The sequence below is a fragment of the Amycolatopsis sp. NPDC003861 genome, from assembly GCF_053605405.1.
This window is the reverse complement of the sequence record NZ_JBSGJD010000005.1, coordinates 18547-29284: the sequence shown is the minus strand read 5'-3', so window position 1 is coordinate 29284 and position 10738 is coordinate 18547. Positions and strand designations below refer to the sequence as shown.

Sequence of the window (10738 nt, the reverse complement as noted above, 5' to 3'; positions counted from 1 at the left end):
AGGCCGGGGTGGCTGTGGCCGGGGTGGCTGTGGCCGGGGTGGCTGTGGCCGGGGTGGCTGTGGCCGGGGTGGCTGTGGCCGGGGTGGCTGTGGCCGGGGTGGCTGTGGCCGCGGTGCCTGTGGCCGGGCGGCTGCGGCCGGGGCGCCGGAGCCGCGAGGCCTGCGGCGGGATGCCTGCGGCCGGGGCGCCGGAGCCGGGGCGCCGGAGCCGCTAAGCCCCCACCGGCGCGAACCCCGCGGCCCGGCGTCCCACCCGGACCGCCGTCGCGGCGAACCGCCCGTAGACCGCGGCCAGCAACCCCAGATCGACCGCCACTCCGGCCCCGAGCGGCCACGCACGGCCGTCCACCCACGCCCGCACCTCCCGCTCGGCGGTTCTGACCAGCGCAACCGCGTCACCGAGCGGAGCCTCGTCCCCGCCGACCAGCACCTCCCGCAGCGCCCGCGCCGCGGCCACCGCATGCCCACCCAGCCGTCCCACCGCGGGCCGGAGGTCCGACGGCACCGGCCCCCGCGCCTCGGCAACGTCGAGCGCAAGTCCACCCATCCGAGTGAGATCCGCGGCGGTGTGCGCGGCCGCGACCACCGCCTTCACCCCCGCCTCCGGCGGCGCGTGCAGGGCCAGCAGCGCGCACGCCTGGTCCTCGCACGCGGCCCCGAGCGCGGCCACCGCGACGGCCTGTTCCCGCGCACGTCCGCCCAGCGTGTGGTCACTTTCCAGGACCGAGCGCGTGGCCTCCTCGAGCGCGATCGCGACGAGGTCGCCCAGGTCCGCCAGCCGGTGGGCGAGCGTCACGAGCTCCTTCTCAAACGCCGTCGGCATGGCGGCAGGAAACCACCCCGCCCGGGTGTCGGCATCCGGGAATTGTCGGACCCCCGTGCTCTCCTCATCGGCAAGAGCGGTGCACCCCGCACCCGGAGGACAAGGAGAGACCGATGGCAGGCGAAACGATGGTCACCGTGGTCGGCAACCTCACGAGCGACCCCGATCTGCGCTTCACCCCGGGCGGCTCGGCGGTCGCGAACTTCACGGTCGCGAGCACCCCACGCGTGTTCGACCGCGAATCCGGTTCCTGGCGCGACGGTGACGCGCTGTTCCTGCGCTGCAGCCTGTGGCGGGAGCACGCGGAAAACGTCGCCGAGTCGCTCGTGCGCGGTGCCCGCGTGATCGCCCACGGCCGGCTGAGACAGCGGTCGTACGACACGAAGGAGGGCGAGAAGCGCACCGTCGTGGAGCTGGAGGTCGAGGAAATCGGGCCGTCCCTGCGGTACGCCACGGCCAAGGTGACGAAGGCCGTCCGCGCCACGGGCGGCGAAGGGAGCAGTGCCTGGACCCCGGAACCGGTGGGGGCGGGGAAGCCGCCCTTCTGACTCCCATCCGTTCGCGACCGGCCTCCGAACGCTCGTCGACGGGGCTTCGACCCGTGCTGGATCGCCTGCGGTGACGATGAGGGGACGCTCCGGCCGGACCCGATGTCGAAATCCCGCGTGCCGATTCGACGCAGCAGCAGAGGCCGAACCACGAGCGGGAGGGACCGACATGGACGGGAACGAGAACACCGGCTCACCGGCCGCGCACCCGGAGGTCAACCACCGGATGCGGGCGATGCTCCGAGCGGTCGGCGCCGGCCGCGCCCGGGTGTCGTGGAGCAGCGAGCCGGACCTGTTCATCGACGGCCTCTCGTGCGGCGACCAGTTCGCGGCCCACGCACTGGCCCACCAGGGCCTCATCCGCGCGGCCCGCCCCGGCCGCCCGGGCGAGCTGGTGCCGGCGGTCCTGACCCCCGCAGGCCAGGCCCTCATCGCCCCCGACCAGCAATCGGCCGCCTGACCCGGCGACCGGCGGATGTTTGACAACTCAACAGAGATGGCCCAACCCTTGCGGCAGCGAGGCCCGCGCAAACCGGGCGACGGCCCGGCCCGCCGCCAACGGCCCGCACCTACCAGCCCCACTGCGGGACCTGCCCCGGCGGTGGCCTGCGCCTGCCGGCCTTCGCTGCGGAAGCGATGCCCGGCGACGCCCCGCGCCTATCGGCCCTACTGCGTGACCTGTCCCGGCGGTGGCCTGCGCCTACTGGCCCTTGCCGCGGGAACCGGGTCCGGCGGCGGCCCGCGCCTACCGGCCTTGGCCGCGGAAACAGGGCCCAGCAGAACGACCCGCGCCTACCGGCCCTGCTGCGGGAACTGCCCCGGCTGCTGCCCCTGCGGGAGCTGACCCTGCTGCGGAAAGCCCTGCGGCTGGGAAGGGTGCGGCGGAAACCCCTGCGGCGCAACGCCCTGCGAGGGGTGCGGCGGGTAGCCCGACGCGGCCTGCTGCTGGGCCTGGCCCTGCTCTTCCTGGGCCTGCAGCCGGACCGCGTCCTCCTTCGAGATGCGGTTCTCGATCCCGCAGAACGTGCACTGCGCCGTGTACTTGACGCTGATCGGGAACAGCGGGATGAAGAACAGCGTGAACTTCGTGACCGCCTTGCGCACCGCATGCGAAGCCGGATTGCCGCACCGGCCGCACAGGAACGTCGTCATCGCCAGCACATAGATGCGGGTACGCCAGCCCCAGATCAGCATCGTTCTTCTCTCTTTCGGTTCTTCCTTCGCCGCGCAGCCTCGCACACCGTGGCCGCCCGCCGGGGCGGTTTCGCCGATCCCACAGGCACCGGCATCGGGCGAACCGGACATTCGGCCCGTACCCAACGCCGTGGCCGAGGACAACTAGATTGGGATCATGCCGAGCGACTTCGCCCTGAAGACCATGAACGCCGTCCACCGCGGCCTGATCAAACTCACCGGTGGGCGGGTCGGCTGGCAGGTCGCCATGCCGGTCCTGGAACTCACCACCGTCGGCCGCAAGAGCGGGCAGCCGCGGTCGGTGCTGCTGACCTCGCCCCACCAGGACGGCGACACGTGGGTCGTCGTGGCGTCGCGGGGCGGCGACGACACGCACCCCGCGTGGTTCCTCAACCTGCGTGACCACCCCGAAGTCGAGGTCTCGCTGAAGGGCGGCCCCAAGCGGCCGATGCGGGCCCGGGTCGCCGACGCCGGAGAGCGGGCGCGGCTGTGGCCCAAGATCACCGCCGACTTCAAGAACTACGCGCAGTACCAGACGAAGACCGAGCGCGAGATCCCGCTCGTCTTCCTCGAACCGCGGTAGGTCACGACCGCGCCGTCAGGTAGGCCGGGTCGGCGGCGGGGATCGGCTTGTCCGGCACCCCGGCCAGCAGCCGGCTCATGGCGTGGAAGTACGGCGGCGCGGCGACCGTGCCGCCGAACGCGCCGTGGCCGCAGTTGCCGAGGTGCACCGGGGTGCCCGGGCAGATCTCCCGCGGGTGCGGCCCGTCGGCGAACACCATCGACGACACCGCGTAGTCGTCGACACCCCCGACGAAGGCGACCGATTCGCTCAGCTGCGTCGTGCCCGTCTTGCCGATGTCGGGCCGGGTCCAGCCGGCCGCGTGGGCCGCTTCGGCGGACGTGCCGCTCGTGGTGTCCTTGCTCAGCCCCGCTTCCAGGGTGTCCGCCACGCCCTGGGGGACGACTCGTTCGCACGCCTGCTGCGTGACCGGCACGGCGTTGCCGTTCCGGTCGGTCACCGACAGGATCGGGTTCGGCGGGCACCAGACGCCGCCGCTCATCAGCGTCGCCGACACGTTCGCCATCTCCAGCGGGCTGACCGGGCTGTTGCCGAGGGTGAACGACAGCAGGTTCTGGAAGTACTGCGACTGCGGCTCGCTGAACTGCGGGTTGCCCGACTTCGGGTCCGGCGTGCGGCCGGCGTCGTTGGTCGCGAGGGTGTTCCGCAGGCCGAGCTTGTAGGCCATGTCCAGCACGGCGGGCATCCCGACCCGGCTCTCCAGCCCGACGAACGCGACGTTCGGCGACGTCGCCAGCCCGTCGGCCAGGCTGATCGGGTCCGCGTAGTGACCGTCGTTGTGGACGGTGTAGCACGAGGCGTGCGCGTCCGGCACCGGGAAGCACTGGCTGTCCGGGTTGGGCAGCGGGGTGTCGAGGCCCGCCTTGCCGGAGACGAGCGCCGCCGCCGAGGTGAAGATCTTGAACGACGAGCCCGCGCCGAACTCGTTGCTCGCGTCGGCGACGATGTCGGTCGACGTCTCGCCCTGCGCCGGATCGGTGCCGTAGTTGCGGTTGGCGACCATGGCGAGCACCTGGTGCCCGTCCTGGCCGGGCTGGACGACGGCGAAGGTGTTGGCCACGCCGTCCTGGGTGGTCGGCACGTTCGCGTCGACGGCGTCCTTGGTCACCTGCGAGACGCGCGGGTCGAGGGTGGTCTTGATCGTGTACCCGCCGGTGGCCAGCCGGTCGGCGGTGAACCCGGCGTGCACCAGGTAGCTCTCCGCGTAGGCGCAGAAGAAGCCTGCGTCCGGGGCCGCGCCCAGGCAGGTGCCGGACGGGGTGACCGGGCCGTTCGGCAGCAGCCCGAGCGGGGCCGCCTTCGCCGTCGTCGCGTACGAGGCCGGAATGGAGCCGTTGGTGACCATGTCGTCGATCACCAGGTTGCGGCGCTGCAGCGCCTTGTCCGGGTGCGTGTACGGGTTGTAGATGCTGGGGTTGTTCACCATTCCGGCGAGCAGCGCCGCCTGCGGAACGGTCAGTTTGTCCGGGGTCGTCCCGAAATACGCCTTGGCCGCCGCGCCGACCCCGTACACGGTTCCGCTGAATTCGACCACATTGAGGTAATTCGCCAGAATGTCGTCCTTGCTCATGGTCGCGTTGAGCTGCACGGCCATTTTCGCCTCACGCAGCTTGCGGGCGAGCGAGTCCTCGCGGTCGGCCTGCTGGGCGGCCGGGTCGTTCCGGTCGACGACGTTGATCAGGTAGTTCTTGACCTCCTGCTGCGTGATCGTCGAGGCACCCTGCAGCGCCCCGCCGGTGCTGTCGTTGACCGCCGCGCGGAGCATCCCCTGCATGTCGACGCCGCCTTCGGTGTAGAACCGGCGGTCCTCGACCGCGATGATCGCGGCCTTCATCGTGGTCGCGATCCCGGCCGCGGTGACGGGCAGGCGGTACTGGGCGTACAGCGTCGCGATCGGGGTGCCGTCGCGGTCGGTGACCGTGGTCACCAGCGGCGGATCGGCGGCGGCGAGCTGGGCGGAAATGGCGTCCACCGAATCGCTGACCTGATTCGACAACAGGCCCGCGCCGATGGCGGCGGGCGCCACCGTTCCGGCCACCAGAATTCCGGCGAGCAGACACAAACCGACAAAAGGGACCACACTCCCGCGACGTTTCACGAATTCGAGATTAGGCATCGGGCGATAAAGGTTCCGTTCGGTGAGACATGTGCCTCACCGGGCCAACCTGCCCAGCAGGGCCGACGCGACCGAAACGGCCACCGCCGTCGCCACCGCCAGCACGGCGAAATCGGTCCCCAGGTGGGCGGGCGTCCCGATGAGCAGCCCGCGCAGCGCGTCGACCTGGTAGCTCAGCGGGTTGACGTGGCTGAGCACCTGCAGCCACGACGGCATCAGGTCCACCGGGTACAGCGCGTTCGAGCCGAAGAACAGCGGCATGGTGATCGCCTGCCCGATGCCCATCAGCCGTTCCCGCGACAGCACGATCCCGGCGATCACGATGGACAGGCAGCAGAAGAACGCCGAACCGAGCACGAGGACGACGGCCATCGCGAGGAGCTTCAGCGGGTTCGCGGTCAGCCCGACACCGAGCACCGCGGCCAGGATCAGCACCATCAGCGCCTGCACGAGCGCACGGACCCCGGCCGCGAAGGCCTTCCCCGCGACGAGCGCCGCACGCGGGGTCGGGGTCACCAGGAGCTTGGCGAGCACGCCCGCGTCCCGCTCCCAGATGATCTGGATGCCGTAGAAGATCGCGATGAACAGCGCCGACTGGGCCAGGATGCCCGGCGCCAGGAAGTCGAGGTACGGCGTCGAGCCGGTCGGGATCGCGCGCAGCCGGGTGAACGTCTCGCCGAAGATCAGCAGCCACAGCGCGGGCTGGATCGCCCGGGTGAGCAGCTCGGTCTGATCGCGGCGCAGCTTCTGCAGCTCCACCAGGCACATCGCGCCGACGCGGGCGCCGAGCACGCGCAGCCGGCGCAGCGGGCCCTCGTCAGCCGAGACGGCGGGCGGTACGGCGAGTGGCACGGACACCGCGGATCCCTCCTTCTTCGTGGTCGATCCGGTCCCCGGTCACCGCGCGGAACACGTCGTCCAAAGTGGACTCCGGGCCGAGGCCGGCCTCCAGTTCGGCGGGGGTGCCCAGCGCGCGGATGCGGCCGGCGTGCATCAGGGCGACGCGGTCGCAGTACTGCTCGGCCTCGTCCATGTAGTGCGTGGTGACGAGCACGGTCATGCCGGTCGCCTCGCGGATCGAGGCGATCCGGTCCCACACCGACGAGCGGGCGACCGGGTCGAGCCCGATCGTCGGCTCGTCGAGGATGAGCAGCCTCGGCGAGCTGACCAGGGCCTGGGCGAGCTCGAGCCGGCGGATCATGCCCCCGGAGTACGTCTTGGCCGTGCGGTCGGCGTCGGCGGCCAGCCCGACCAGCTCCAAGGCCAGCCGCACCTGGTCGGCCCGCTCCCGGCGCGGCACGTCGAAGAGCCGCGCGAACAGGGCGACGTTCTCGCGGCCGGTCAGCGCGCTGTCGGCGGACAGCTGCTGCGGGACGTACCCGATCAGCCGGCGCACGGCCATCCGGCGGCGCGCCACGTCGACGCCGAAGACGGTGATGCGGTCCGGGCCGGCCGGCAGCAGCGTGGTGATCATCCGGAGGGTGGTCGTCTTGCCGGCGCCGTTCGGGCCGAGCAGGCCGAACACCTCGCCCGGGTGGATTTCGAGGTCGACACCGTCCACCGCGCGGGTCGTGCCGAACGAGTGGCTCAGGCCGGTGCAGCGCACCGCCGCGGGTTCGGTCATGGCTGCTCCTTCAGGATGCCCGTGAGTTTTTCCAGTGCCGGCAGCGCCTGCCCGATCGCGGTGATGTCCTCTTCGGACAGTTTCGCGAGGGCATCGGCGACGAGCCCGGTGCGGGCTCGGCGCCAGGCGGCCATCCGCTCGGCGGCCGCGGCGGTGATCTCCAGCCGCGCCGCGCGCCGGTCGGCGGGGTCGGCCTCGCGGCGCAGCAGGCCCGCATCGGCGAGCTGGTTCACCAGCGTGCTGACCGAGTTGTTGGCCAGGTGCAGCTCGCGAGCGGCCGCGGCGACGCCGATGCCGGGGCGGTCGGCCACCACGCGCAGAAGCTCGGCCTGGGCGCCGGGCAGTGGGCTACCCGGCACGTCGGCCCGCACCCGCCGGCGCACCACCCGCCGGATGCCCTGGACGGCCCCCAGCAGCCGGTCGGCGAGTTCGGTCATGCTTTCGAAGGTAGCTCTGCCTCAGATCTATTAGCAACGCTAAATGTCCGGTTGGTGAGGAAAGGAGGAAAGTGCCTCCGACGCGTTGTCGGCCGATGGCGAGCCGGCCTCGGTCAGGCCGTGATCACGATTGCTCGCGGCTGAAAGGGATACCGCTGATCGGTGGAACCTGACCGGGCGTGACCGTTCGGCGGCGAAGTGCTGCCGTTCGCCGCGTGCCCGGCCGGTTCGGGGCCGGAACCCGCGGCGCGGGCGCATGCTGTCCTTTCCGGCCCCGCGTCCCCGCGCCTGACGTCCACAGTGGACACTGCCAGTGCGCCCGGTCCGGCGGCCTCCGAGATGAGGATAGGAACGTTCGTCGTGACCCTGCTGGACAGCAAGCTCGTCCGGTGCTGGACCTCCCGCCCGCACCTGCAGTCCCTCTACACCCTCGCCGCGGCCGCCCCGCGGGTGCGCGCCGCCCTCGGCCTCGCACCCACCGGCGGCGGCACGGTCGACTTCAAGGTGGCGGGGGACGCGCTGGCCCGCACCGAGGCGGAGCTGATCGCCGCGACGTCGGCGCGGCTGCCGGTGCACCCGCTGGTGACGCAGGACCTCCAGGGCCGGTCCACGGTCCGGTGCTGGCGGCGCAACCGTGACCTGCGCGTGCTGACCGGCGACCTGGTGGACGTCGCGGACCGGCTGGCCAGGGCGGGGTACGGCGGGTCCCTGCGGTTCGCGACCGTCGAGTTCGGCGAGCCGGCCGGGCGCCGCGAGGGGAAGCTGGCCCTGGTCTACCTGTTCGACCGCGGCACGTTCCACACCGCGGCACCCGGGGCCCGCCGGCTGGACCGGGCCCTGGAACTGCGCGCCCGGGCGGCCTTGCACGGCGCGCTGCCGCTCGAACCGGTCGCGCAGCGGCGGTTCGTGCTCTGAGCCGCCCCGAAGAACCGCGCCCCTGAAAATCCGCCGATTGGCGCAGCCGCGGTGTTCTGCGAGGATGCTGCTCTCGTCCGATCGAAGGAGATGGCCGTGGCTTCTCGTCTGAACCCGTACCTGCGCTTCCGCGACGACGCGCGGCAGGCCATGGAGTTCTACAAGGGTGTCTTCGGCGGCACGCTCACCCTGAACACGTTCGGGGAATTCGGTTCACCCGAAGGAGCGGACGCGGACAAGGTCATGCACGCCCAGCTGGAGGCCGAGAACGGCTTCACGCTGATGGCGGCGGACACCCCGGCCGGGATGGAGCACAACCCGGGCACCAGCATCTCGGTCAGCCTCAGCGGGGACGACGCCGGCGACCTGCGCGGCTACTGGGACAGGCTGAGCGAGGGCGGTACCGTCACGGTTCCGTTCGAAAAGCAGATGTGGGGCGACGAATTCGGCGCCTGCGTCGACAAGTTCGGCATCCCCTGGATGGTCAACGTCGTGCACGGCTAGCCACGAGCCGTTGCAGCCGGTGCCCCCGTCGGTGACGATGGGGGAGCCGGCGTGGCGTGGCGCCGGGCCGAAGGAGGCCCGATGGCGGGTTTTCCCTGGACGTGTGCGCAGTGCGGCGCGGTCAACGACCCCGCGGCGCTGCGCTGCGCCCGGTGCGCGGGCCTGGCGCCGGGCCGGGCTCGCGCCCGGGCGCTGTGGGTGCTGCTGACCCTGATGGTGGTCGCCGGCGTCGCGGTGGGCGGGGTCCTGCTGTACACCGGGCGCTCGCGGCCTCCGCCGTCCGCGACGGGGCCGTTCCCGGAGTACACGACACCCGCGCTGCCGACCACCAAGACCGTGGTCACGACCGCGAACGGCGTGACCCCGCCCGTCACGCCGTCCACGAGCACGGCGACGGACAAACCGTGCCCGCAGGACGCCGCGCGCTACCTGCCCGGCGGCACGGGGACCGCGCTGCTCGTGGCGCAGACCGCGAAGTCCTTGGTGACGATCTGCCGGACCCCCGACGGCCGGATCTTCTACGACGGCCAGGCCCGCGGGCAGCCCGCCTCCGACGACACCCACATCATGCTGCCGGCCCAGGCCGAGGGCGACGGCTTCGTGGCGGTCAACGGCGACTACCGCTACCGGGTCGGCGGCGGCAGGCTGGTGGTGTCGGCGGGGTCCGGCGTGCTCTCGGACGAGGAGCTGACCACCGTCGGCTGAGCGCCGATCGTGCGCCCCTACCCAGGATGTGGGAGTGGCGGCCGTCACCGGGCCCCGATCAGCATGCTGGGGCCATGGCTTCTCCGCTGGACAACCCGACCTGGGCGTCGTTGGCCGGACCGCACGCCCACTTCGCGGAACGGCAGGGGCGCGTGCTGCGCTACCCCGAGGACATCGCGCCCTTCCTGGCCCTGCCCGACGACCCGGGCGAGCAGGACTGGCTGGACGTCGCCGAGCTGGCCGGGCCGGGTGCGGTCGTCGTGCTGGCCGCTACCGTCGCCCGGCCGCCGTCCGGCTGGGAGGTGCTCGACGAGGTCCGCGGCGTGCAGCTGGTCGACGAGGGGGTCGCGGCCGCGCCCGAGCCCGAAGCCGTCCGGCTCGGCCCCGCGGACGTGCCGGAGATGCTGGACCTCGTCGAGCGGACGCGGCCGGGGCCGTTCCGGAAACGGACCGTCGAGCTCGGCACCTACCTCGGCATCCGGCGCGGCGGCGCCCTCGTCGCGATGGCCGGCGAGCGCCTGCACCCGCCGGGCTACTCGGAGATCAGCGCGGTCTGCACGGACCCGGCCCACCGCGGGCAAGGCCTCGCGACGCGCCTGGTGCTCGCGGTGGCCGCGGGCATCCGCGAGCGCGGCGAAATCCCGATGATGCACGCGGCCGCGAGCAACACCTCGGCGATCCGCCTCTACCTCTCGCTGGGGTTCGCGCTGCGGCGCCGGCCGGACTTCGTGGCGGTGCGCGTGCCGCTCGCGGTCGCGGTCTAGGCACCGGTCGACGACCCGGGCCGGACGATCATCAGCACCGTCACCACCGCCCACAGCAGGTTGAACACGCCGGTCAGCACGGCCAGCCGGCCGAGGGTGTCCGATGTGGACTCCGCGGCCAGCAGCCGCTTCTGGCGCGGCAGGATCAGCAGCGCGAGCACCGCGGCCGCGACCGCCGTCAGGCCGATCGACACGAGCAGCCACGGGTCGCCCATGACGTGCATCGTGCCCGCGACGCCGAAGCCGAACACCGGCACCGCGATGGCCGCGTAGGCGTACACGCGGCAGATCCGGTGCAGCAGGGTCGCCGCCTTGACGTCGTCGCGGCGGACCGCGGCGGGGAACATGCTGGCCGCGACCGCGACCGGGCCCACGGCGAGGATCGCCGCCAGGACGTGGACCGAAAGCAGGATTTTCGACACGCGCCCGAAGTTAGCGATCTTCGCGGCTCCGGAGGAGTGGCGGGATCGCCAGGAATCGCCGGGATCCGGCCATCTCGCGGCGCGATGTCGATCCGGGGCCGCC

14 protein-coding genes are annotated in these 10738 nt (G+C 72.4%); 7 read left to right on the top strand and 7 right to left on the bottom strand.

The features are described 5' to 3' along the window. Positions 1–211: 211 nt before the first annotated feature. The gene (locus tag ACWEVN_RS02715) at positions 212–823 is read right to left on the bottom strand and encodes a PhoU domain-containing protein (protein WP_452049967.1); all 612 of its coding nucleotides are present in this window, start codon (positions 821–823) and stop codon (positions 212–214) included. A gap of 113 nt (positions 824–936) precedes the next feature. Between ACWEVN_RS02715 and ACWEVN_RS02710 the strand changes: the two genes are divergently transcribed. Together ACWEVN_RS02710 and ACWEVN_RS02705 are read left to right on the top strand one after the other, a co-directional pair. Continuing rightward, positions 937–1371: a single-stranded DNA-binding protein gene (locus ACWEVN_RS02710; protein WP_452049966.1), complete on the top strand. Its 435-nt coding sequence runs from the start codon at positions 937–939 to the stop codon at positions 1369–1371. Positions 1372–1540: 169 nt separating this feature from the next. Next, positions 1541–1831, top strand: coding sequence for a hypothetical protein (locus ACWEVN_RS02705; protein WP_449682353.1), 291 nt, complete (start codon positions 1541–1543; stop codon positions 1829–1831). A 332-nt stretch (positions 1832–2163) separates the two neighbouring features. Here ACWEVN_RS02705 and ACWEVN_RS02700 read toward each other — a convergent pair whose 3' ends face one another. After that, on the bottom strand, positions 2164–2676 hold the full coding sequence (locus tag ACWEVN_RS02700; protein ID WP_452049965.1) for a zinc-ribbon domain-containing protein: 513 nt from the start codon (positions 2674–2676) through the stop codon (positions 2164–2166). A 46-nt stretch (positions 2677–2722) separates the two neighbouring features. Between ACWEVN_RS02700 and ACWEVN_RS02695 the strand changes: the two genes are divergently transcribed. Further along, the gene (locus ACWEVN_RS02695; protein ID WP_449682355.1) at positions 2723–3148 is read left to right on the top strand and encodes a nitroreductase/quinone reductase family protein; all 426 of its coding nucleotides are present in this window, start codon (positions 2723–2725) and stop codon (positions 3146–3148) included. A gap of 1 nt (position 3149) precedes the next feature. Here ACWEVN_RS02695 and ACWEVN_RS02690 read toward each other — a convergent pair whose 3' ends face one another. From ACWEVN_RS02690 to ACWEVN_RS02675, 4 genes are read right to left on the bottom strand one after another with little or no spacing between them, the layout of a single operon-like run. Beyond that, positions 3150–5264: a transglycosylase domain-containing protein gene (locus ACWEVN_RS02690; protein WP_452049964.1), complete on the bottom strand. Its 2115-nt coding sequence runs from the start codon at positions 5262–5264 to the stop codon at positions 3150–3152. 36 nt (positions 5265–5300) lie between these two features. Further along, a complete protein-coding gene (locus tag ACWEVN_RS02685; protein ID WP_310977346.1) occupies positions 5301–6122 on the bottom strand; it encodes an ABC transporter permease in 822 nt (273 codons plus the stop codon). Further along, positions 6082–6888, bottom strand: coding sequence for an ABC transporter ATP-binding protein (locus ACWEVN_RS02680; RefSeq protein ID WP_449682357.1), 807 nt, complete (start codon positions 6886–6888; stop codon positions 6082–6084). The genes ACWEVN_RS02685 and ACWEVN_RS02680 overlap by 41 nt, the downstream gene beginning before the upstream one ends. Beyond that, a complete protein-coding gene (locus tag ACWEVN_RS02675; RefSeq protein WP_449682358.1) occupies positions 6885–7325 on the bottom strand; it encodes a MarR family winged helix-turn-helix transcriptional regulator in 441 nt (146 codons plus the stop codon). The genes ACWEVN_RS02680 and ACWEVN_RS02675 overlap by 4 nt, the downstream gene beginning before the upstream one ends. Positions 7326–7685: 360 nt before the next feature. On the opposite strand from ACWEVN_RS02675, the gene pspAB reads away from it, so the two are divergent. From pspAB to ACWEVN_RS02655, 4 genes are all read left to right on the top strand, one after another. Further along, complete coding sequence (pspAB, locus tag ACWEVN_RS02670) at positions 7686–8240, top strand: PspA-associated protein PspAB (RefSeq protein ID WP_449682359.1); 555 nt, start codon at positions 7686–7688, stop codon at positions 8238–8240. Between the two features lie 96 nt (positions 8241–8336). Continuing rightward, on the top strand, positions 8337–8744 hold the full coding sequence (locus tag ACWEVN_RS02665; RefSeq protein WP_452049963.1) for a VOC family protein: 408 nt from the start codon (positions 8337–8339) through the stop codon (positions 8742–8744). Positions 8745–8825: 81 nt separating this feature from the next. Next, positions 8826–9449, top strand: a complete 624-nt coding sequence (locus ACWEVN_RS02660) for a hypothetical protein (protein WP_452049962.1) — start codon at positions 8826–8828, stop codon at positions 9447–9449. A 74-nt stretch (positions 9450–9523) separates the two neighbouring features. Further along, complete coding sequence (locus ACWEVN_RS02655; protein WP_449682362.1) at positions 9524–10213, top strand: GNAT family N-acetyltransferase; 690 nt, start codon at positions 9524–9526, stop codon at positions 10211–10213. On the opposite strand, the gene ACWEVN_RS02650 is transcribed toward ACWEVN_RS02655, so the two are convergent. Next, positions 10210–10635 (bottom strand): hypothetical protein, encoded by a 426-nt coding sequence (locus ACWEVN_RS02650; protein ID WP_452049961.1) that lies wholly within the window; start codon positions 10633–10635, stop codon positions 10210–10212. The genes ACWEVN_RS02655 and ACWEVN_RS02650 overlap by 4 nt on opposite strands. Between the last annotated feature and the right edge of the window lie 103 nt (positions 10636–10738).

Excerpts from the sequence above, each read along its gene's own strand:
- ACWEVN_RS02705 (WP_449682353.1), top strand. The coding sequence starts at position 1,541 with ATGGACGGGAACGAGAACACCGGCTCACCGGCCGCGCACCCGGAGGTC.
- ACWEVN_RS02700 (WP_452049965.1), bottom strand. The coding sequence starts at position 2,676 with ATGTCCGGTTCGCCCGATGCCGGTGCCTGTGGGATCGGCGAAACCGCC.
- ACWEVN_RS02680 (WP_449682357.1), bottom strand. The coding sequence starts at position 6,888 with ATGACCGAACCCGCGGCGGTGCGCTGCACCGGCCTGAGCCACTCGTTC.
- ACWEVN_RS02715 (WP_452049967.1), bottom strand. The coding sequence starts at position 823 with ATGCCGACGGCGTTTGAGAAGGAGCTCGTGACGCTCGCCCACCGGCTG.
- ACWEVN_RS02655 (WP_449682362.1), top strand. The coding sequence starts at position 9,524 with ATGGCTTCTCCGCTGGACAACCCGACCTGGGCGTCGTTGGCCGGACCG.
- ACWEVN_RS02710 (WP_452049966.1), top strand. The coding sequence starts at position 937 with ATGGCAGGCGAAACGATGGTCACCGTGGTCGGCAACCTCACGAGCGAC.
- ACWEVN_RS02690 (WP_452049964.1), bottom strand. The coding sequence starts at position 5,264 with ATGCCTAATCTCGAATTCGTGAAACGTCGCGGGAGTGTGGTCCCTTTT.
- ACWEVN_RS02695 (WP_449682355.1), top strand. The coding sequence starts at position 2,723 with ATGCCGAGCGACTTCGCCCTGAAGACCATGAACGCCGTCCACCGCGGC.
- ACWEVN_RS02675 (WP_449682358.1), bottom strand. The coding sequence starts at position 7,325 with ATGACCGAACTCGCCGACCGGCTGCTGGGGGCCGTCCAGGGCATCCGG.
- ACWEVN_RS02660 (WP_452049962.1), top strand. The coding sequence starts at position 8,826 with ATGGCGGGTTTTCCCTGGACGTGTGCGCAGTGCGGCGCGGTCAACGAC.